Annotated in this window: 18 protein-coding genes, 2 tRNA genes and 2 pseudogenes; 10 read left to right on the forward strand and 12 right to left on the reverse strand. The window is 63.5% G+C overall.

Annotation, left to right across the window (positions count from 1 at the left end):
- Together EVC45_RS46275 and EVC45_RS34945 are read right to left on the reverse strand one after the other, a co-directional pair.
- Positions 1-356: pseudogene (locus EVC45_RS46275) on the reverse strand (hypothetical protein); the annotation flags it as partial.
- Positions 357-495: 139 nt separating this feature from the next.
- Positions 496-699, reverse strand: a complete 204-nt coding sequence (locus EVC45_RS34945; RefSeq protein WP_129962714.1) for a cold-shock protein — start codon at positions 697-699, stop codon at positions 496-498.
- Between the two features lie 405 nt (positions 700-1,104).
- Between EVC45_RS34945 and EVC45_RS34950 the strand changes: the two genes are divergently transcribed.
- Together EVC45_RS34950 and EVC45_RS34955 are read left to right on the forward strand one after the other, a co-directional pair.
- Positions 1,105-1,293, forward strand: coding sequence for a transposase (locus EVC45_RS34950; RefSeq protein WP_129962715.1), 189 nt, complete (start codon positions 1,105-1,107; stop codon positions 1,291-1,293).
- Positions 1,294-2,040: 747 nt separating this feature from the next.
- On the forward strand, positions 2,041-2,499 hold the full coding sequence (locus EVC45_RS34955) for a hypothetical protein (RefSeq protein WP_129962716.1): 459 nt from the start codon (positions 2,041-2,043) through the stop codon (positions 2,497-2,499).
- A 126-nt stretch (positions 2,500-2,625) separates the two neighbouring features.
- Here the strand turns inward: EVC45_RS34955 and EVC45_RS34960 are convergent.
- From EVC45_RS34960 to hemN, 3 genes and pseudogenes are all read right to left on the reverse strand, one after another.
- Positions 2,626-3,855 (reverse strand): annotated as a pseudogene (locus EVC45_RS34960) (tyrosine-type recombinase/integrase).
- Between the two features lie 173 nt (positions 3,856-4,028).
- Positions 4,029-4,113: transfer RNA gene (locus tag EVC45_RS34965), tRNA-Leu, on the reverse strand.
- Between the two features lie 130 nt (positions 4,114-4,243).
- Positions 4,244-5,629 carry an oxygen-independent coproporphyrinogen III oxidase gene (gene hemN, locus EVC45_RS34970; RefSeq protein WP_129962717.1) on the reverse strand — a complete coding sequence of 462 codons (1,386 nt, stop codon included), beginning with the start codon at positions 5,627-5,629 and terminating at the stop codon, positions 4,244-4,246.
- Positions 5,630-5,904: 275 nt separating this feature from the next.
- On the opposite strand from hemN, the gene EVC45_RS34975 reads away from it, so the two are divergent.
- The 3 genes from EVC45_RS34975 (at position 5,905) to EVC45_RS34985 (ending at position 7,792) form a co-directional block, all read left to right on the forward strand.
- A complete protein-coding gene (locus tag EVC45_RS34975; protein ID WP_129962760.1) occupies positions 5,905-6,180 on the forward strand; it encodes a YkgJ family cysteine cluster protein in 276 nt (91 codons plus the stop codon).
- 83 nt (positions 6,181-6,263) lie between these two features.
- The gene (locus EVC45_RS34980; RefSeq protein ID WP_129962718.1) at positions 6,264-6,857 is read left to right on the forward strand and encodes a DUF1439 domain-containing protein; all 594 of its coding nucleotides are present in this window, start codon (positions 6,264-6,266) and stop codon (positions 6,855-6,857) included.
- Between the two features lie 98 nt (positions 6,858-6,955).
- A complete protein-coding gene (locus tag EVC45_RS34985; RefSeq protein WP_129962719.1) occupies positions 6,956-7,792 on the forward strand; it encodes an undecaprenyl-diphosphate phosphatase in 837 nt (278 codons plus the stop codon).
- Positions 7,793-7,861: 69 nt separating this feature from the next.
- Here EVC45_RS34985 and trmB read toward each other — a convergent pair whose 3' ends face one another.
- Together trmB and EVC45_RS34995 are read right to left on the reverse strand one after the other, a co-directional pair.
- Positions 7,862-8,668: a tRNA (guanosine(46)-N7)-methyltransferase TrmB gene (trmB, locus tag EVC45_RS34990; RefSeq protein ID WP_129962720.1), complete on the reverse strand. Its 807-nt coding sequence runs from the start codon at positions 8,666-8,668 to the stop codon at positions 7,862-7,864.
- 201 nt (positions 8,669-8,869) lie between these two features.
- Positions 8,870-8,943: transfer RNA gene (locus tag EVC45_RS34995), tRNA-Gly, on the reverse strand.
- A 269-nt stretch (positions 8,944-9,212) separates the two neighbouring features.
- Between EVC45_RS34995 and EVC45_RS35000 the strand changes: the two genes are divergently transcribed.
- The gene (locus tag EVC45_RS35000) at positions 9,213-10,913 is read left to right on the forward strand and encodes a methyl-accepting chemotaxis protein (protein WP_129962721.1); all 1,701 of its coding nucleotides are present in this window, start codon (positions 9,213-9,215) and stop codon (positions 10,911-10,913) included.
- A 214-nt stretch (positions 10,914-11,127) separates the two neighbouring features.
- Here the strand turns inward: EVC45_RS35000 and EVC45_RS35005 are convergent, their stop codons facing one another.
- From EVC45_RS35005 to EVC45_RS35015, 3 genes are all read right to left on the reverse strand, one after another.
- On the reverse strand, positions 11,128-11,691 hold the full coding sequence (locus EVC45_RS35005; RefSeq protein ID WP_129962722.1) for a YggT family protein: 564 nt from the start codon (positions 11,689-11,691) through the stop codon (positions 11,128-11,130).
- A 167-nt stretch (positions 11,692-11,858) separates the two neighbouring features.
- On the reverse strand, positions 11,859-12,179 hold the full coding sequence (locus EVC45_RS35010; RefSeq protein WP_090801500.1) for an EthD family reductase: 321 nt from the start codon (positions 12,177-12,179) through the stop codon (positions 11,859-11,861).
- Between the two features lie 96 nt (positions 12,180-12,275).
- On the reverse strand, positions 12,276-13,211 hold the full coding sequence (locus EVC45_RS35015; RefSeq protein WP_129962723.1) for a Rossmann-like and DUF2520 domain-containing protein: 936 nt from the start codon (positions 13,209-13,211) through the stop codon (positions 12,276-12,278).
- A gap of 275 nt (positions 13,212-13,486) precedes the next feature.
- Between EVC45_RS35015 and EVC45_RS45860 the strand changes: the two genes are divergently transcribed.
- From EVC45_RS45860 to EVC45_RS35025, 3 genes are all read left to right on the forward strand, one after another.
- On the forward strand, positions 13,487-13,648 hold the full coding sequence (locus EVC45_RS45860) for a hypothetical protein (RefSeq protein ID WP_167544139.1): 162 nt from the start codon (positions 13,487-13,489) through the stop codon (positions 13,646-13,648).
- Between the two features lie 388 nt (positions 13,649-14,036).
- Positions 14,037-14,354 carry a hypothetical protein gene (locus EVC45_RS35020; RefSeq protein WP_129962724.1) on the forward strand — a complete coding sequence of 106 codons (318 nt, stop codon included), beginning with the start codon at positions 14,037-14,039 and terminating at the stop codon, positions 14,352-14,354.
- A gap of 202 nt (positions 14,355-14,556) precedes the next feature.
- Positions 14,557-15,522: a threo-3-hydroxy-L-aspartate ammonia-lyase gene (locus EVC45_RS35025; protein WP_129962725.1), complete on the forward strand. Its 966-nt coding sequence runs from the start codon at positions 14,557-14,559 to the stop codon at positions 15,520-15,522.
- A gap of 72 nt (positions 15,523-15,594) precedes the next feature.
- Here EVC45_RS35025 and EVC45_RS35030 read toward each other — a convergent pair whose 3' ends face one another.
- Both EVC45_RS35030 and EVC45_RS35035 read right to left on the reverse strand, forming a co-directional pair.
- Positions 15,595-16,275, reverse strand: a complete 681-nt coding sequence (locus tag EVC45_RS35030) for a LysE family translocator (RefSeq protein ID WP_129962726.1) — start codon at positions 16,273-16,275, stop codon at positions 15,595-15,597.
- A gap of 46 nt (positions 16,276-16,321) precedes the next feature.
- Positions 16,322-17,896 (reverse strand): UbiD family decarboxylase, encoded by a 1,575-nt coding sequence (locus EVC45_RS35035; protein ID WP_129962727.1) that lies wholly within the window; start codon positions 17,894-17,896, stop codon positions 16,322-16,324.
- A gap of 615 nt (positions 17,897-18,511) precedes the next feature.
- On the opposite strand from EVC45_RS35035, the gene EVC45_RS35040 reads away from it, so the two are divergent.
- Entirely contained in the window at positions 18,512-19,717 is a 1,206-nt protein-coding gene (locus EVC45_RS35040; protein ID WP_129962728.1) for a lytic transglycosylase domain-containing protein, read from the forward strand.

Here is a 19,717-nt window from a genome sequence, read left to right on the forward strand (position 1 = left end):
CGAAGCCCGTCAGGAAAGGCTGATGAAGCTGGCCGCCTGAGCTGCAAAAGCTTGTCCAGACAACCGGAGCCGATACAGAACCGGTAGCGGCCTTCGGCTCGCGCGCTATCGATGCGTTCGAGCAGCAAGTTAGATGAGAAGCTACCGTCGGACAAACGATGTGCCGAGGATTGGACGGCATAGCCGTTGTAATGTTGAATTCGTCTGTTTTGCATTTTAATTTTAATGATATTTGAGTGCGCACATGCCGTGCGAAAAGTGCACGGGCGCGCCGCTTCAAAGCCATTCGAGCCGACTTCTGAAGCAGTCGAACCGCGAAAAATGGCGTCGAAGCCTGAGGGGAGATTGAGGCGCAAGAAGGCGTATGACGCTCTTGGCAAACTGCTCAATAAGCCGTTGCCAATCAGGCGCGATTGCTCCAGCCGAGGGAGACGAAGCTCCGCGAGGGTGTCGCTGCAACCCGGCGTCCGTTGCGGGAGGCCGGGCTCTTCAACTTTACAGCGGCTTGATATTAGCCGCTTGCAGCCCCTTCGGGCCTTGCTTCGTTTCGAAGCTCACCTTCTGATTTTCAGCCAGCGTCTTGAAACCGTCGCCCCTGATTTCGGAGAAGTGAGCGAACAGGTCGTCGCCGCCCTTGTCCGGGCTGATGAAGCCAAAGCCTTTGCTGTCGTTGAACCACTTAACGGTGCCGGTATCCATGAAGAATCCTTGAGAAAAAAATGCGAAAGTTTGCTCTATTAAAGAGCGCGTGAAGCTTCAAGGAGGGAGAGGACAACGAATACCGCGGAGGAGCGAGGAATTGATGAACAGCAATCGAACTTCTTGAACTTCAGAGCGAACAGTACCCGCCGGATGGGTCAGGGTCAATACTTATCTTGTAACTGTTTCACCAGGGCGGCCCGATCTGCAGGCGAAGCGATGCGGCCACCAGCTACAAGGACCGTAAGGCGGTTGCAACCGCGCTGCGCCCGATTTACGCCGCAGCCGGCCGCACAGCAGGCGCTGGAAGACTTCGCTCACGGACTGCGGGGAACGGAATATCCGACCATCGTTTAGTCGTGGCGACGAGCGTGGGAAAAAGTCACGCCCTTTTCGTGTTCCCGTCTGAGATACGCCGGGTCATGTGCACTACAAACGCACGAGAGTCTGAATATGCAACTGCGCAAGAACATCAAGACCCGAGGGCACTTCCCAAACGACGAGGTGGCCATCAAGCTGCTGTGGCTGCGGCTTCGTGATGTGATGGCCAAGTCCGTGCGAGCCGCATTCGACCGGCCATCCGCCATGAACTAATTTGCTATTCTGTTTGGCAAGCGCTTCACGCACGCACGCGGATAACTCCGAAAACCGTCTCCCACACTAAATTGCGGACAGGTTCGGCCGAAAGCGCAAACCCGTCGAGATCGACTCGCGTTTGCATCCGGCGACGAAAGCGACTGTCTCTCCCGGTACTATCAACGTTACTAATGGACGGATGTCGCAACGTGCATGGCGCCTAAAACCGGCGCAAGCCTATCCTGCAGTTCCTAATTTTCTTGTTGTTTTTGACGTGCGATTTCAAATGCAATCAGCTCTCCGCGGGACGCTGTTGGAATCGTTACTGAGCGGACCGTTAGCTTGTTCGACACGCTTTGCATGCCAGTGCGCCTTGTTCTAAACGGAGGGGACCACTCCGAGCAAACCGCGAAGCAATCGTCTCGGATGCAGTTGCGCCTCGCGCGAGCAACGGGTTCAACTCGGGTGATACAGAAAAGCTTTGACCGTCGGTTCTGGCACAAGCAAACTAGGCATCCGCTGCCCACCTACAGAACTACCTGTTTCAAATCTCACGCGCATGTGGGCGAAACAACCGCGACTTACGATCGCCGTTGCGAATTTTCCACGAAACAAAAAAATTAAGTTATTCCAACGAATTCCGTGCGCGCTCGAGGTAGTCCTGCAACGTCTGCTTCCAACCTGAGTGCCGTATTGACATGTCATCCGATGGCGTAGACGATTGAATCAAACCCTCTCATCACCAAATGCAAACGGAAGGTCATCATGCCCGCATCGAAGACTTACACGAAAGCGCAATGGGATGAATTTGCCCGACGACTCGATGAGTTGCCGGAAAAGCCGCCTTCGGAACAGCGCGTTACTGTGCGCGATGCAATGCCGAAGTTTCGCGCGCATATCAATGCGGCTCGCGCGAAGGGGTATTCGTTTGAGCAACTGATCGATCAGGCGAAGGAGGCAGGTATGGACTTAACGGCCCGTGCGCTTCGATACGCGCTCCAAGATACGACGAAACGACGACCGCACACTCGCCGGATACGCGGCTCGCAGCAGTCACCAGACAAGGCAAACCCGCTTGTCACCCGTTCAGACCCGCGGAGGTCCGGTCAGCAGTCCGGTACGCGGTCGCGAACTAAGACAGAACCCGGCGCCATCACACCCGGATCGATGATCGTTCAGGACGCGTTCAGTTTCCCCATTAGACCGGATACGGTCAATCTTTGAACGCGAGAGCAATAGAGAGGGTTCCCGAAAATCAGATTGATTCGACCATTTGAAAGTTGACTCAGCGGAGCGAGGTCATCACCAATGCGCACCTATTGGCACGCCTGAAATGTCACTGGGCGCTTGTTAAGTCGCCGCTTTCCCGCTTCCAATACGAATGACCTCCGCGCCCGAACGGAGCCGATCCAGATAGTCGGCCCATTTCTGCATCATCACCCGGCGTTCCCTGATGAATATCGTGCGGTTATAGGCTGTGCCGAGGCTGTCCGCTACCGTGTGAGCGAGCTGATGTTCGATCACTTCCGGCTTCTGTTCGAGTTCCTCGTGCAGAATCGTGCGTGCCATCGCACGAAAGCCGTGCCCGGTGATCTCCGTGCGTGTGTCGTAGCCCAATCTACGAAGTGCCGCATTGATCGTGGCTTCGCTCATCGGCCGCTTGCGATCGCGCGCGCCAGGGAACACGTAGCGGCCGGCACCGGTGAGCGCGTGCAGTTCATGCAGAATGGCGACCGACTGCTTGGAAAGTGGCACCAGATGCTCAGTCCCAGTCTTGGTGACGAGGTAGCGCCATTCGCCTTTGTCCAGATCGAATTGGGACCATTCGGCCTGACGAAGCTCTCCGGGCCGAACAAACAGTAGCGGCGCAAGTCTGAGCGCGCAGAGGACAGGGAAGGTGCCGGCGAACCCGTCGAACGCGCGCAGCATTTCGCCGACCCTGGTCGGTTCGGTGATCGAGGCGAAGTGGGTTGTTTGTGCCGGTGGAATGGCGCCGACCAGATCCCGTGCGGGGTCGGCCTTGCAATGTCCCTCTTTGATACCGTACCGGAATACTCTGCTGATTTCGCTGCGCACACGATGAGACGTGAAGCGGGCGCCGCGGCTATCAACGCGCTTCAGAACGACCAGAATGTCGGGCGCATCGATCTCTGTGATTGGACGTTTGCCAAGCCACGGGACACATCGTTTTCCATACGGGCGAGGGTTTTCACATGCTGGGCGAGCTCGACGCCGCTCTTGCGCTCATCCATCCAGCCGCGCGCGACTGCCTCGAAAGAGTTAGCCGCTGCAAGCCTGGCGGCTCGTTTCTCGAGGCGCTTGACGTTACTTGGGTCCAATCCCGCCGCCAACTTCTCGCGGGCATCGTCTCGTTTCTTCCGCGCTGCTGCGAGCGGCACGTCCGGATAGACGCCGAGCGCGAGCGTTTTATCCTCTGCCGGCGAACCGATAGTTCATCCGCCAGTATTTCGCGCCGGACTTGTCGAGCTGGAGATACATGCGACCGCTGTCCGCGAGGCGATTGCCGGTTCCCTCGGGGTTGTAGCGTGCGTTCCGAACCTGCACATCGGTCAGCGACATGGTGGTATCTCCCTCTGGAAAAGCCCAGAAACGAGCCAGATACCACCAAAAATACCACCAGATACCACCGGCTGTCGACGAATCGAAACCGATCTCTGGGGAATAAAAAACCCCGCAAGACCTTGATCTTGCGGGGTTTTTCGGAATTTATCGGCTCTCGCCGGAACAGCTTGTGGTGCCCAGGGCCGGAATCGAACCGGCACGCCTTGCGGCGGGGGATTTTGAGTCCCCTGCGTCTACCAATTTCACCACCTGGGCAGATACTGCAGCGTGCGGATCGAACGTCCCGCGCGCGAGGAAGACGCAGATTATGGCCGAAAATCGCTCGACGGGCAAGCCGGTTGCATTCGTCCGCGAGCCCGGGCGCGTCCGCAGCGAGCAGCGGTGCTCAGACCGTACGCGAGAACCGTGTGAGCGTCTGCTGGCCGAGATAGCGGTCGAACACCATCGCGACATTGCGCACGAGCATGCGACCGGCCATCCGCACTTCGAGCTTGCGCGAGCCGAGCGAGATCAGCCCGTCGTCCTCGAATGAACGCAGACGCGCCAGTTCCGGCGCGAATGTGTCGGCGAAGCGGATGCCGTACGCCGCTTCGAATTCGTCGAAGCGCAGTTCGAGGTTGCACATCAGCTGAGTGATCACGTCGCGCCGCAGGCGGTCGTCGGCGGACAGGCGGATGCCGCGCGCGATCGCGAGTCGGCCAGCATCGATCGACTCGGTGTAAGCGGGCAGCTCTTTGGCGTTCTGCGCGTACACATCCCCGACCTTGCCGATCGACGAGGCGCCAAAGCCGATCAGGTCGCACTCGGCCCGCGTGCTATAGCCCTGGAAGTTGCGATGCAGCGTGCGCTGTGCCTGTGCGCGCGCGAGCTCGTCGCTGGGCAGCGCGAAGTGATCCATGCCGATGTACACATAACCCGCCTCGGTCAGCCGTTCGACCACGCGTTGCAGCAGCGCGAGCCGCTCTTCGCTCGACGGCAGCATCGCGGCATCCATCTGCCGCTGCATCTTGAAGAGCTCCGGCATGTGCGCATACGCGAACACCGACAGCCGGTCCGGCGCGAGTTCGAGCATCGTGTCGAGCGTGCGGCTGAAGCTCGCGACCGTTTGATGCGGCAGGCCGTAAATCAGGTCGACGCCGATCGAATGAAAGCCGTGGGCGCGCGCGGCCCGCATCACCGATGCGGTCATCTCGTACGGCTGGATACGATTGATCGCCTGCTGCACGCGCGGATCGAAGTCCTGCACGCCGAGGCTCAGCCGGTTGAAGCCGAGGCGGCGCAGCAGCGCGATCGTATCGGGCGACGCCTCGCGCGGATCGACCTCGATCGAATATTCGGCCTGATCGTCGGGCAGAAGTTTGAAGTGCTCGCGCGTCGCGGCCATCAGCTCGGTCATCTCGTCGTGCGACAAAAACGTCGGCGTGCCGCCACCCCAATGCAGTTGCGACACGGGCCGGCGCGTGTCGAAACACGCGGCCTGCAAGCCGATTTCGCGTTTGAGCCGATCGAGGTACGGCCGCGCGTGCGCGCGATTTTTCGTCACGACCTTGTTGCAGCCGCAGTAGAAGCACACGGTGTCGCAAAACGGAATATGGAAGTACAGCGACAGATCGGTCGACGCGGCACCCGGGTCGGCGGCAGCGCGGCGATAGTCGGCGGTGTCGAAAGTTTCGCGGAACTGCGGCGCGGTCGGATAGGACGTATACCGGGGACCATTCGCGCTGTAGCGCGCGAGCAGGTCGGGACGGAACAGGGTGTCGGCCAGGGACATGAGCGGTATGGGGCGGTGGGCGGCTCTGGTGGCGTGCCGCGTGTGCGTGGTCGGTCAGCTGCTTTGAGTTTAAGTGCGGGTCGGCGGGTCTCGATTGTGTAAAAAGGTCGCACGAACACGCAGTGGCACAATGCGGGTCTGGCAACGCGTTGCCAAGGTTTGAGTTCAGGAAGGATGACGTGGATCAAAGGTTGAACAGCTTACGGCCAAACGGTAGTGGGCCGAGTCAGGCGCAGGCGGAGAGCGGCGACGTCGAACGCACGTCGCCGTTTCGGGTGGACGGCCACGCGTGCCGTCCCGATTGCGGCGCGTGCTGTATCGCGCCGTCGATTTCAAGTCCGATTCCAGGCATGCCCAACGGCAAGCCGGCGGGCGTGCGCTGCGTGCAACTCGGCGACGACCTGCGTTGCGCGATCTTCGGCCGGCCGGAGCGGCCCGCGTGCTGCTCGGGTCTGCAGCCGCAACTCGAGATGTGCGGCGCGAATCGCGGTGAAGCGCTCGCATGGCTCACGCAACTCGAGGCGCAAACACAACCTGCATCCCATCCGTGATGCGCGGCACGCGATAAGCGCCATCGCCCACCTCTCATCCAACGCAAGCCGATGTCCGCACGGGCTTCCACAGGAGATTTCGCATGACTCGACCCGCAGCGCCGGCCCGGCGCCGCTTTCTGCGCGCAGCACTGACCGGCTGCAGCGTGCTTGGCATCACTGTGTCGCTCGCGGCGTGCGCGAGCCCGACGTTTCCGTTCATGCCGTCGCACTACACGTTCTCGCAAAAGCAGGTGCAGGAGGCCGTGCAGCGCAAATTCCCATATCAGCGCACGGTGTCGCAGGTGTTCGACGTCGCGCTGAGCAATCCGGTGGTGGGCATGCTGCCCGATGCGAACCGCGTGCAGGTGAAGCTCGACGCGCGTTTCGCGAGCCCGTTCCTGCAGCAGCCGGTCAATGGCGTGTTCACGCTGTCGAGCGAACTCGCGTACGACGCGGCGAGCCGCTCGGTGATCCTGAAGTCGCCGACCGTCGATAACGTCAGCGTCAGCGGTGAGGCGCAGATGTACACGCAGCAGATCAACGCGGCCGCGGCGCTGCTGGCGACCCAATTGCTGACCAACTATCCGATCTACACGTTCAAGCCCGAGCAACTGCAATTCGCCGGCGTGAATTACGAACCCGGTACAATCACCATCCTTACAAACGGCATACGCGTGCAGATCGTCGAAAGATGACTGGCACGCGCGGCCACGAGGGCCGCGCGTGCCAGTCATGACCGTGCCGGGCCTTTTCGTCGCTTCGTTGCGACAACCTACCGCGATAAGGGGCACGGATGGACTGGCTACTGGCTTGCAAGGCGCTGATTCTCGGCGTGGTCGAGGGCTTGACGGAGTTTCTGCCGGTGTCGAGCACCGGGCATCTGATCGTCGTCGGCAGTCTGCTCGATTTCTCCGACGAGCATGCGAAGACCTTCGACGTCGTGATCCAGCTCGGTGCGATTTTCGCGGTGTGCTGGGAGTTTCGCCGCCGCATCGGCGATGTGATCGTGGGTCTGCCGAGCCGGCCCGAGGCGCGCCGCTTCGCGCTGAACGTGATCGTCGCGACGATTCCGGCAGTCGTGCTGGGCCTGCTGTTCGAGAAGTCGATCAAGGAGGCGCTGTTCTCGCCGGTGCCGGTCGCGTTCGCGCTGGTCGCGGGCGGCGTCGTGATCCTGTGGGCGGAGGCGCGTCAGCGTGCGCGCGGCGACGCGGCGCTGCGGGTGCGCAGCATCGACGACCTGAGCCCGCTCGATGCGCTGAAAGTTGGCCTCGCGCAGTGCTTCGCGCTGATTCCGGGGACATCGCGCTCGGGCTCGACGATCATCGGCGGGATGCTGTTCGGCATCGAGCGCCGCGCCGCGACCGAATTTTCATTCTTTCTCGCGATTCCGATCATCTTCGGCGCGACCGCCTACGAGCTGTACAAGGACTGGCACCTGCTCACCGCCGATGCGCTCGGCAGCTTCGCGCTCGGCTTCGGGGCGGCGTTCGTCAGTGCGTTCATCTGCATCCGCTGGCTGCTGCGCTACGTCGCGTCGCACGACTTCACGGTGTTCGCGTGGTATCGGATCGGCTTTGGGCTGCTGATCCTGCTGATCGGTTATAGCGGTGGGTTGAACTGGGCCGATTGAAGTTCGCCCCGCGATGAAAAAAGGTCCGCGTTTGCGGACCTTTTTTCGTTGGCTTGCCGTCCCGTCGCGTTACGCGGCGGCGCGCTTGCGGAACACCAGGTCCCACACGCCGTGGCCGAGCCGCAGGCCGCGCCGCTCGAACTTCGTCACCGGACGATAGCCGGGCCGCGGTGCGTAGGTGTCGGCGGTGTTTTCGAGCAACGGATCGGCGCCGAGCACTTCGAGCATCTGTTCGGCGTAGTTCTGCCAGTCGGTCGCGCAATGCAGATACGCACCCGGCTTCAGACGCGACACGAGCAGCGCGACGAACTTCGGCTGGATCAGCCGGCGCTTGTGATGGCGGGCCTTGTGCCACGGGTCGGGGAAGAAGATGTGTACACCGTCGAGGCTGTCGGGCGCGATCATGTGCTCGAGCACTTCGACCGCGTCGTGCTGGATGATGCGGATGTTCGTCAGGGACTGCTCGCCGACCAGCTTCAGCAACGCGCCGACGCCAGGCTCGTGCACTTCGACGCCGAGGAAGTCGTCGCCGGGACGCTGCGCGGCGATCTCCGCGGTGGTCGCCCCCATGCCGAAGCCGATCTCGAGGATGCGCGGCGCCTGCCGGCCGAACACGCCGGTCCAGTCGGGCTGCTGCGGTGTATAGGGTACGACGTAGCGCGGGCCGAGCTCATCGAGCGCGCGGCGCTGGCCGGTCGACACGCGACCCGCGCGCGTGACGAAGCTGCGGATGCGGCGGTGATACAGCGTATCTGCCGGCGTCGCGCCAGCGGTGCCGTCGACGTTGTCCGGCTCGTTGCCGGTGGGCTGGTCGGCTGCGCTCGTGGGTGTCGGGAAGTCGTCCGGGAGACCGGAGTCGTTTGGATCGTGGATCATCGTCGATGCTGCTGCAAGGGTGAGGGCTGCGCGGCTTGCGTGGCGGGTCGTGCGTCGCACCCCGCGGTCCGCAATGGCCGCCGACGCGAAGCCGCGTGGCTTGTTGCGTCGCGTGCGCTGTACCGGGCCATTGGCACTACAAAAAAGCCGCCTTCAGGGAGGCGGCTCTTGCTGGATTCCGCTGAACACTCAGCCGGAAAGTGGAGCGGGCGATGGGAATCGAACCCACGGCTCTAGCTTGGGAAGCTAGGGTATTACCATTATACGACGCCCGCAGAACGCGCAATTTTACAGGGTTTTGGGTGGTTTGGGCAGGGGGGAGGGTTGGGTGAGGCAGGCGGCGCCGGTGTGACGATTTCACGAAGTACTTGAGGGTGCCGCCCGGCTCGCGGCCGGATTCTGCTGGGCCTTTCCGAGTTCGCCTGGACTTCAGATCCGGGCTCCCGTTGCCGTTAACGCGGCTGGTGCCCTACGCCGTGAGCTTTCGCAACCGCAAGCTTGCACACCCCGGCGCTCCCCATCCCGATCGAGAGACTTTCCCAAGATGCAGTGGTTTTCCAATCTGAAACTGAGCCAGAAGCTGGTCGGCTCGTTGATGCTGTGCGCGTTCGTGACCGCCATCGTCGGCACGGTCGGTGTGCTGAAGGTGCGCGAAGTCGCGACGATGCAAACCGAAATGTACGACCGCGAATTCGTGCCGGTGCGCGACGACGGCACCGCCGCCTGGCAGGCGGCGTCGCACTTCCGGCGCCTCTATTCGTACATCCTGAATCCGGATCCGGCCGGCCGCGCCGATACGGTGCGCCTGAATCACGGCGGTGAAGCGGCGATCCTGTCGGCGTTCGACTACGAGCGCAAGCACGCGACCACCGACGCGCAGAAGCAGTTGCAGAGCGACTTCGACGCCGCCTATCCGGCCTACATGAGTTCGGTCGCGAAGGTGATGGCGCTGGCCGACCAGGGTGATCAGACCGGCGCGCTCGCCGAGCTCAAATCGACCACCGACCCGCTGCACGTCAAGCTGCGCACGCTGATGATCAAGCTGTCGGACGTGCGTGACGAACTGGCCCGGCAGCGCGTCGCGAACGGCGTCGAGATGGTCCAGTCGGTGACGTGGTGGATCGGCAGCTGCGCGGTCGTCGGCGTCGCGATTGCGATCGGCCTCGGGCTGCTGGTGACGCGCGCGGTCGTGCGGCAGATCGGCGGCGAACCGGCCGAAGTCGCGAAGGTCGTCGAGCAAATCGCGGCCGGCGACCTGAGCCAGCGCCTGCACACCGGCGCCGCCGACGACGGCAGCATCCTGCGCGCGGTCGCGCACATGCAGGAGCGTCTCGCGACGACGATCGGCTCGATTCGCGAAAGCGCCGAGTCGGTCAGCATCGCGTCGCAGCAGATCGCGAGCGGCAACATCGATCTGTCCGCGCGCACCGAAGGGCAGGCCGCCTCGCTCGAACAGACCGCGGCGAGCATGTCGGAATTGACGCAGACGGTCAGCCGCAACAGCGACAACGCCCGCAACGCGAGCGCGCTCGCGACCCAGGCGGCGCAGGTCGCCAACACCGGCAACACCGCCGTCGAGGGCATGGTGCGGACCATCGGCGAGATCAGCGGCAGCTCGACGAAGATCTCCGAGATCACCGGCGTGATCGAGGGCATCGCGTTCCAGACCAATATTCTTGCGTTGAACGCGGCGGTCGAGGCGGCGCGCGCGGGCGAGCAGGGGCGCGGCTTCGCGGTGGTCGCGAGCGAGGTGCGCAATCTCGCGCAGCGCTCGGCGAGCGCGGCCAAGGAGATCAAGGAGATGATCACGACGTCGGTCGCGATCATCGAGGGCGGCACGCAGCAGGCCGCCGAAGTCAGCGCGACGATGGCGGATATCAAGGACGCGATCAACCGCGTGTCGGATATCGTCGGCGAGATCGCGACGGCTTCCGAAGAGCAGAACCGCAGCATCCATCAGGTCGGCCAGGCCGTCACGCAGATGGATGAGACTACCCAGCAGAACGCGGCGCTCGTCGAAGAGGCCGCGGCGGCCGCGCAATCGCTCGAAGCGCAGGCGCGCAAGATGAAAGAGACGGTGTCGGTGTTCCGCACGGGGGAGAGCCGCGGCTTTACGGCGGCCGTGCCGAAGCAGGCGGTGGCGCCGGCTCGGGCGTCGGCGCGCGTACGTGTCGACCAGCCGGCGTCGCCGCAGCCAGTGGTGGCGGCGACTGCGGCCGCGGATAGTGACTGGAGTACGTTCTGATTCGCGGCTTGCCAACGAGCGCGGCGATCAGCGCCGCGCCATCGACGAATCGCGCGGCAAGCTGGAAATCGACCGACTGAGGCGCTCGAAGCCGCAACCACAATCGGCAGATACGAAAAAACCGCCGCATGCAGTCGCAAACGGCGGCATCTGAAGCGCGACGCGTGGCTCGAGGCCGCGCGTCAACCCACCTCCATCTTCCCGCGCGATCGGCTCAGATCACAAAATAAGTCAGCTGGACCGCCGCGCGCGTGACGACCATCTGCAGCACCTGCACGATCACGAACAGCAGGATCGGCGACAGATCGAGCCCGCCGAACTTCGGCAGCACGCGGCGCAGCGGATTCAGAAACGGCGCGGTCAGCTGATAGAGAATCGGCATCGCCGGCGAGCGCGGATTGAGCCACGACAGCAGCGCCATGATGATGGTCATCCAGATGATCAGGTTGAGCGCCCATTTGATCGCGGTGAGCACCGCGACGATCAGCAGCGTCGGCACGAGCGTCAGCGGATCGGCACCGGTCAGCACGATCATCAGGACGACGTAGATAATCGCGGCGATCAGCGTCGCGACCACGCTCGCCCAGTCGATCCTGCGCGTGCTCGGCAGGATGTGCCGCAGAGGCAGCACGATCCAGTTGGTCGCCTGCAGCACGGCGTTCGAGACCGGGTTGTACGGCGGCAGGCGCACGACCTGCAGCCACGCGCGCAACAGCAGCGCCGCGCCGAACAAAGTGAAAACGGTATTGAGCAGAAAACGGGCGATATCGCCAAACATCTCGTGTCCTTATGCTTCTGATGAGCTTTTGATGACGGCCGTCGAGGGCCGCGGGCTGCCGGCGTCGCCCGATCGGTGCGCACCGGCGGTTTTCTGGAGTTACCCGGTTAGCCAACCGGAGGGTCGACGCCATTGCGCGCCGCCAACCGGTGGCTGTCTGTCCGGCATCACACGGAAATCCGGACCTCGCTGATCAGGATCGTGCCGTTGCCGCCGTCGGTGTAGTTCGGGATATCCGCTAAAAGTTGCTCGGACGCGGGCTTGAACACTTTATAGAAGTCGTCCGCGCTGTCGAACAGGAAGTGACCCGCGGCCACATAAGGCGGCGGCGTGCCGGGTGGCCCGGCGTTGAGGCCCGCGTCGACCGACCAGCCTTTCAGCGCCGGCCCGAACAGCTTCGCCGCGAGCGGCATATGGGTCGCGCAGTAGTAGTCCATGTCGAAGCGGCCATTTTCCCGGTACGGGTAGAGGATGCTGACCTTGATCATTGTGCGTTCTCGTCTGTTGATCCCGAAGCGCGGCGCCGGTCGTCGCGGGGTTCGCGTGTGGTTCGTCCGGCGTGCCGGACGTCACATTATCACGGCTTACTTGACGCTTGCACCTGCCGCGGCCTGATTCAGCGAGCGGCCGAGCGATTCTTCCACGGCTTCGGAGATCGCTTCAATCGACGCGGGCGGCGCGGCGCGCCGTCGGGCGAGGTTGACCGCGCGGCGCGTCAGCAGTCCGTACAGCGCGGCATGGTCGCCGGCGAAGCTTTCGAGCAGCGCAAGCTGCTTCTCGACGACCCCCGTGTCGCCGCGCGAAACCGGCCCCGCGAGCGCGTTCGGCAGGCCTTTGTCGCGCGCCGTTTCGATCGTGCCGGCGAGCATCGGCAGCAGCGCACGCAACGCGTCGTCCTCGGCGAAGCCGAGCGTGCGCCACAACGCGACGCATTCGGCGAGGCTGCACAGCGCAAAGCTCGCCGCGTAGTGCGCGGCGGCGTGATACAGCATGCGGCCGCCCGCCGGAATCGACAGCGGATGACAGCGCAGCGCGAGCGCGAGCGCGGTCAGCGTCTCTTTCAGCGCGCCGTCGGCTTCGATCGTCACCGAGCAGCCGACGATCCGCTCGAGATCGGCGAGCTCGCCGCTAAATAGATACAGCGGATGAAAGCCGCCGATCGCCGCGCCCTGATCGCGCGCCGGGGCGAGCAGTTCGACCGGCGAGGCGCCGCTGCAGTGCACGAGCGCTTTGCCGGGGTGGCCTGCCGCATCGCGTCCAAAGCGGAGTGTGTGCGCTGTCGTACCGATGCTGTCGTCGGGAACGGCTAAAAAAACGATATCGGCGGCGTCGACGACCTGTTGCGGGTCGTCAGAGGCCGCGCAGTGTGCAATCTGGACGGCGAGCCGGCGCGCGGAATCGGCCGAGCGGCTCGCCACCGCGGTGACCGGGTAGCCGGCGCGCGCAAACGCGAGCGCGAGACAACGCGCGAGCCGCCCCGCGCCGATGAAGCCGACGCGCGGCAAGGAAGACTGGGACATGGTCACCTGCTCCGGACGGATCGTGTGAACGGGAAAGCAGCAGTATCGCGCATCCGCCGAAGCGCGGGCGTGATCCGGCCCCCTGCATGGATCGACAGCTGTCGTCGGATGAGTTTGCGGGCGATATGGCGCCAGTGGTCGGTCATCGGGTGGCGCGACGCCCACGGGTGTGAAAACTGCTCACAATCGCAGTAACAGGAATAGTGGTCGATGCACCGGTTTTGACAGTCGTATTTTCGTACTTCGTTCGCATTCGGAAATTCGGGAGGGTAGCGATGAGTATTTTTTCTTACCGAAAACACTTGCGGTTCCTGACGCACGCCCAGCGCCGTCGCTGGTGGGATCAGAGAAAGCGCCTGACGCCGCGTGTGCGGATCAGCGGCGCATACGTGCCGCCCAACGTGTCCCGCGAATTCGTGTACGTGAAGGTCGGCTAGTCACGCGGTCTTTGCAGGTGAGAAAATGCCCGGCTCGAGCCATCGAGCCGGGCATTTCTTATTGGGAAATTCCTTCCGGCTGTCAGGATTGAATCGAATTTGTAATTAAAGTTTACCGATGCGCGAACTCAAGCCCGCGCACTCGATCAGACCTAACGACGGGGCGGCCCGTCGCTCGCATACAACCCCTTGATTCCCAGCTGATTTTGCTGTCGTCGCGGCGGTGCGTGGGCGCGCTCGCGCGATGCTCGGCAAAACGCTCCGGCTTGTCCTTGCAATTTGCAACAAATGCGAACAATTCGGGTGGGGCTTTTTAGATACATTGATTCAACAGCATGCGAAGCATGCGCTGTCGGCGACCTTGGCAGGCCGCGCTAGGAGAATAGAAGTGAAAAAGATCGTTCCGTTTGTCGTTGCAGCCGCACTCGGCTTGGGACTTGCCGGGGCTGCTGAGGCAGGTGTTTCCGTCGGTATCGGCCTTGGGGTGCCGATCGCGCCGGCCTACCCGGTCTATGCGGCGCCGCCGCCTGTCTATTACGCGCCGCCGCCCCCGCCGGTGTACGCGCCGCCGGTCGTGGTCGCACCGGCTCCGGTAGTGGTTGGGGGCTATTACGGTTATGGCCACCCTTACTATCGTGGCTACTACCACGGCTACCATGGCTACTATCGCGGCTACGGGCACGGCTACGGATACTATCGCCGCTAAGTGCGGGCGCGCATGACGCGCGGGAATGACGACGGCGTAACGCCGGCTTGCGCCGGGTTACGCCGTTTCAATTTGCGTCGCCGGTTTTTTGCGTTGCTCAGCGTGGTCGGTTGGTGCCGCGCGGCCGCGCGAGCGCCGTTCCAAAGCATCGGTGAAGCTGGGAGAATGTGTGTTTCGCCACCGCTCCAGGAGAGTTTCGCCGATGCAAGCGCTTCCCGCTCCCACTTTCGATGACGTCCTCGACGCCGCCGCGCGTCTCGAAGGCGTCGCGCACCGTACCCCCGTTCTGACGTCGAGCACGTTCGACGAGCGCACCGGCGCGTCGGTGTTCTTCAAGTGCGAAAACTTCCAGCGCATGGGCGCGTTCAAGTTCCGCGGCGCGTACAACGCGATTTCGCATTTCGACGCGGAGCAGCGCAAGGCGGGGGTGCTGACCTATTCGTCGGGCAATCACGCGCAGGCGATCGCGCTGTCGGCGCGCCTCGCCGGCATACACGCGACGATCGTGATGCCGCACGACGCGCCCGAGGCCAAGGTCGCCGCGACCAAAGGCTACGGCGGCGAAGTGATCAGCTACGACCGCTACAAGGAAAATCGCGAGGAAATCGGCCGCCGGCTTGCCGAGGAGCGCGGCATGACGCTGATTCCGCCGTACGATCATCCGCACGTGATCGCCGGGCAGGGCACCGCGGTCAAAGAGCTGATCGACGAAACCGGTCCGCTCGACATGTTGTTCGTGCCCCTCGGCGGCGGAGGGTTGATCAGCGGCAGCGCGTTGTCGGCGGCCGCGCTGAGCCCGGCTTGTACGGTGATCGGCATCGAGCCCGAGGCGGGCAACGACGGCCAGCAGTCGCTCGCACGCGGCGAGATCGTTCATATCGACGCGCCGCGCACGATCGCCGATGGCGCCGCCTCGACGCATCTGGGCCATTACACGTTTGCGGTCATCCGCCAGCGGGTCGCGCGAATCGAAACGGTCAGTGATACGCAGTTGATCGACACGATGCGCTTTTTCGCGCAGCGCATGAAGATCGTCGTCGAACCGACCGGCTGCCTCGCGGCGGCAGCGGTACTGAACGGCATCGTGCCGGTGAACGGCAAGCGCGTCGGCGTGGTGGTGAGCGGCGGCAACGTCGATCTGCCGAAGCTCGCGCAGTACCTCGCATGAGCGGCTCACGTCGCATCGCATGAATGAAAAACGGCTCGCCGAGGCGAGCCGTTTTTTTGTCCATGAGCCGTTTCAGCTGGTCACTTGGAATGTGCTTTGCACGATCAGATCGTGATACCCGTTGACGATCACGCTGTACGAGAAATACGCGAACAACAGCGCCGACAGAACGTGACACGCGCGCAGCAGACCGCTGCCCGCACGCTTGCGTCCCTGGCTGCCGAGTCCGCAAATAAAAACCGTCCAGCACAGGCCGCCGAGAAAGAAGCCGCCGAGGAAGATCAGCGCGGTCGTCGGGCTGGTTGCGCCGGCCTTCGCGATCAGCGCGCCGCCGACCGCCGCGAACCACAGGATCGCCGACGGCGACGACACCGCGAGCAGCACGCCGCGCACGAACCCGCGCCACGGAGACTGATGCGGCGTTGCCGTAATGCCTTCGCCGGCAACGGCTGGCGCCGTGGCCGGGAACATCGCTTCACGCGCCATCTTCCAGGTGAGAAACAGCAGGATCGCCGCGCCGCCGATCCACACGACCCAGCGCACCGATTCGAACTGCAGCAGCGCGGCCATGCCCGCGAGCGCCAGCGTCGCGTAAATCAGATCGCCGACGCACGAGCCGAGGCCGAGCCAGAAGCCCGGCCGGAAGCCGTGCGACAGCGTTAGCGAAATGATCGCGACGTTGACGAGACCGATATCGAGGCACAGCGACAAGGACAGAAAAAAACCGTCCGACATCATTGAAAAAGCGTGCATCCGCGCGAGCGCTCCATCCGTTATTGATTGTGTTGTCCGGCGCGCGTTACAGGCCGAGGCCCAACTCGTTCCACAAGCTATCGACACGCTGTTTGACCGCGTCGTCCATCACGATCGGGCGGCCCCATTCGCGGTCGGTTTCGCCCGGCCACTTGTTGGTCGCGTCGAGCCCCATCTTCGAGCCGAGGCCGGCCACCGGCGACGCGAAATCGAGATAGTCGATCGGCGTGCGGTCGACGAGCACCGTGTCGCGCGTCGGGTCCACCCGTGTGGTGATCGCCCAGATCACTTCCTTCCAGTCGCGGATATTGACGTCCTCGTCGACGACGACGATGAACTTCGTATACATGAACTGCCGCAGGAAGCTCCACACGCCGAACATCACGCGTTTCGCATGACCGGGGTAGCTCTTCTTCATCTGCACGATCGCCATGCGGTAGCTGCAGCCTTCGGGCGGCAGATAGAAGTCCGTGATCTCGGTGAACTGCTTCTGCAGCAGCGGCACGAACACTTCGTTCAGCGCGACGCCGAGCACCGCGGGCTCGTCGGGCGGCTTGCCGGTGTAGGTGGAGTGATAGATCGCGTCGCGGCGCATCGTGATGCGCTCGACCGTGAAGACCGGGAACCACTCCTGTTCGTTGTAGTAGCCGGTGTGATCGCCGTACGGGCCTTCGAGCGCGTGTTCGTACATGGCTGAGGCACCCTTCGACGGGCGCGGCGGTGCGCCGTCCGGAGCGGGCGACGGCGCGCCTTCCTGCGGATAGATGAAGCCCTCGAGCACGATCTCGGCGCGCGCGGGCACCTGCAGACCGTCGACGCCCGGCGTGATGCATTTCGCGAGCTCGGTGCGCCCGCCGCGCAGCAGCCCGGCGAACTGGTATTCGGACAGCGTGTCGGGCACCGGGGTGACGGCGCCGAGAATCGTCGCCGGGTCGGCGCCGAGCACGACGGCCACCGGATACGGCTTGCCGGGATTTTTCAGCGCGAACTCGCGGAAATCGAGCGCGCCGCCGCGATGCGCGAGCCAGCGCATGATCAGTTTGTTACGCCCGATTAGCTGCTGGCGATAGATGCCTAGGTTTTGTCGGCTCTTGTTCGGCCCTTTCGTGACGGTCAGACCCCAAGTGATCAGCGGGCCCGCATCGCCGGGCCAGCAGGTCTGGATGGGCAACCTGGCGAGGTCGACATCGTTGCCTTCCCAGACGATTTCCTGGCAGGGCGGCGCGCTGACCGTCTTCGGCGCCATGTCCCACACCGCCTTCGCCAGCGACAGCAGCTTGCCGGCGTCCTTGAGCCCTTTCGGCGGCTCGGGTTCTTTCAGCGCGGAGAGCAGCCGGCCAACGTCGCGTAGCGATTCGAGCGCCGACTGGTCGCCGGCGCCGGCTTCGGCATCGATGCCCATGCCGAGCGCGACGCGACGCGGCGTGCCGAACAGGTTGCCGAGCACCGGGAACGTATGCCGCTCGGTGTTCTCGAACAACAGTGCTGGGCCGCCCGCGCGCAGCACGCGGTCGCACAGTTCGGTCATTTCAAGATTCGGCGACACCTTTTGCGAGATTCGGCGTAATTCACCGATCGTCTCGAGGCGGCCGATGAAATCGCGCAAGTCTTTGTATTTCATCTGTGACGGTTCAGGGCCGCATGCACGGCGCATAGGACTGGGAGCGCAGCAGGAACGGCGGCGGAGCCGGTCCGGCGGAAAAAAGCGATTGTCGATTTTACCTGCGTTAGCTAGCGCACGTAGATCAACCAAACGGTCTATTCCGAAGAGCTAGGGTCGGATCGCCCGAAACGCGCATAGAGCGCGGTTTTCGGGCGACTGAACACTGTTCATAATTACAATTAGTTATAGTTTTTGCATTCTATAGTGTTGACGATCTATAAAACCGTGCATAGAATCCGTCCACATTGGTTGCAGGGCGTTAACCTTTTTACCGTCGCCCCCGGTCCTTAGACGCAACGCGTCACCGTTTTACTTCCCTGCGGGGTAGAACGGCCTTAGAGAAGTCCCTCACCAGCGTCCACTAACGCTGGTTTTTCGCGTGGGAGCCAAGCCCGTCATACATGAAGTGCGTGGGCTGTTTTTGAGATGGCTCCCCGAACGGTATTTATTGCCGTTTTCCCGGCATCGCTGCTGCCCAACCAGAGAGCACGCGATGTCTTGACTCTGCGAGCGCGCTGTACCGCCTGATTTGTGCCGGCGGAGTTCGCGGATCATGCAAGATGGGAGATCTGAATGAACGCCTGGTTATCGTGGCGTCCCGATGAGCGTATTGCGCAGCTTGTGCGCGGTGCGCTGCGCCGCGGGACGCGACTGAGTCATCACCTGTTCAGCATCGTCGGCGGTATCGCGGTGGTGCTGGCTCTCGCACTGTGGCTGATGCCGACCTGGCGCGGCGCGCTCGCCGCGCGTCTGATGCCGGTCATTTCCGCCGCCGTGCAAGCGGGCCCCGTCCGCCTGCTGCAAGGTAATCCGCTGCCCGCCATCGGTCCCACCAGAAGCGTCGGGGCATCCTCCGACGAGTCGCTATCGGCCAATTCGCCGACCATGCCGACCACGCCGAGCCCCAGCGATGGCTCGAACGACGGCAGCATGACCCTCACCGCGGCCACCACGAGCTTCGACGGCGCCTTCGACTCCGGTACGCCGGGCACGACCGCCGCCGCGCTCAACGGCCTCGATCCGCGCACCATGCAGGGCGTCACCGCGCTAGCGCGTCTGATTCCGCAGCAGCGTGTGTCCGCCGATGCGCGCGATGACCGTGTGCTCGTGTCGAGCCACGAGCAGGACCTGGTGGCGTCGTACCTCTCGCGGCGTTATCGCGTCGCTCAGGAGCCCGTCAGCGAGCTCGTGAAGGCCGCGTTCGACACCGGCCGCGAAGTCGGTCTCGATCCGCTGCTGCTGCTGTCCGTAATGGCGATCGAATCGGGCTTCAATCCGTACGCCGAGAGCGGCGTCGGCGCGCAGGGCCTGATGCAGGTGATGTCGAAGGTGCATTCGGACAAATTCCAGTATTTCGGCGGCCAGAGCGCGGCGCTCGACCCGCTCGCGAACATCAAGGTCGGCGCGCTCGTGCTGAAGGATTGCATCGCGCGCGGCGGCTCGCTGCCGGGCGGCTTGCGTCTGTACGTCGGCTCGAGCACGCCGGATGACGGCGGCTACGGCGCGAAGGTGATGGCCGAGCGCGGTCGTCTGCGCGACGTCGTGCGCGGCCGCAAGGTGCCGATCAATGCGCCGCAGGCTCCGGTGCTGACCGCGTCGGCCACGCCGGCACCGGCCGCCGCGACGAGCAACGGCAAGCGCGTCCAGGTGACGCTGCAGGGCGGTCACGCGATCAGCTCGACGACACCGGCGGCACACACGCAGCCGGCCGATCAGGACGACGCGAGCGCCAGTTCGACGACGCGCCATGTGGCTTCGGCGTCGGAGATAGGGGCTTGA

The organism is Paraburkholderia sp. UYCP14C (genome assembly GCF_004197395.1).
Lineage (GTDB): Bacteria > Pseudomonadota > Gammaproteobacteria > Burkholderiales > Burkholderiaceae > Paraburkholderia.

Excerpts from the sequence above, each read along its gene's own strand:
- EVC45_RS34980 (WP_129962718.1), top strand. The coding sequence starts at position 6,264 with ATGACTCGACCCGCAGCGCCGGCCCGGCGCCGCTTTCTGCGCGCAGCA.
- EVC45_RS35010 (WP_090801500.1), bottom strand. The coding sequence starts at position 12,179 with ATGATCAAGGTCAGCATCCTCTACCCGTACCGGGAAAATGGCCGCTTC.
- EVC45_RS35030 (WP_129962726.1), bottom strand. The coding sequence starts at position 16,275 with ATGCACGCTTTTTCAATGATGTCGGACGGTTTTTTTCTGTCCTTGTCG.
- EVC45_RS35025 (WP_129962725.1), top strand. The coding sequence starts at position 14,557 with ATGCAAGCGCTTCCCGCTCCCACTTTCGATGACGTCCTCGACGCCGCC.
- EVC45_RS35000 (WP_129962721.1), top strand. The coding sequence starts at position 9,213 with ATGCAGTGGTTTTCCAATCTGAAACTGAGCCAGAAGCTGGTCGGCTCG.
- EVC45_RS45860 (WP_167544139.1), top strand. The coding sequence starts at position 13,487 with ATGAGTATTTTTTCTTACCGAAAACACTTGCGGTTCCTGACGCACGCC.
- EVC45_RS34985 (WP_129962719.1), top strand. The coding sequence starts at position 6,956 with ATGGACTGGCTACTGGCTTGCAAGGCGCTGATTCTCGGCGTGGTCGAG.
- EVC45_RS34955 (WP_129962716.1), top strand. The coding sequence starts at position 2,041 with ATGCCCGCATCGAAGACTTACACGAAAGCGCAATGGGATGAATTTGCC.
- EVC45_RS35015 (WP_129962723.1), bottom strand. The coding sequence starts at position 13,211 with ATGTCCCAGTCTTCCTTGCCGCGCGTCGGCTTCATCGGCGCGGGGCGG.
- EVC45_RS34945 (WP_129962714.1), bottom strand. The coding sequence starts at position 699 with ATGGATACCGGCACCGTTAAGTGGTTCAACGACAGCAAAGGCTTTGGC.
- EVC45_RS35005 (WP_129962722.1), bottom strand. The coding sequence starts at position 11,691 with ATGTTTGGCGATATCGCCCGTTTTCTGCTCAATACCGTTTTCACTTTG.
- EVC45_RS35040 (WP_129962728.1), top strand. The coding sequence starts at position 18,512 with ATGAACGCCTGGTTATCGTGGCGTCCCGATGAGCGTATTGCGCAGCTT.
- hemN (WP_129962717.1), bottom strand. The coding sequence starts at position 5,629 with ATGTCCCTGGCCGACACCCTGTTCCGTCCCGACCTGCTCGCGCGCTAC.
- trmB (WP_129962720.1), bottom strand. The coding sequence starts at position 8,668 with ATGATCCACGATCCAAACGACTCCGGTCTCCCGGACGACTTCCCGACA.
- EVC45_RS35035 (WP_129962727.1), bottom strand. The coding sequence starts at position 17,896 with ATGAAATACAAAGACTTGCGCGATTTCATCGGCCGCCTCGAGACGATC.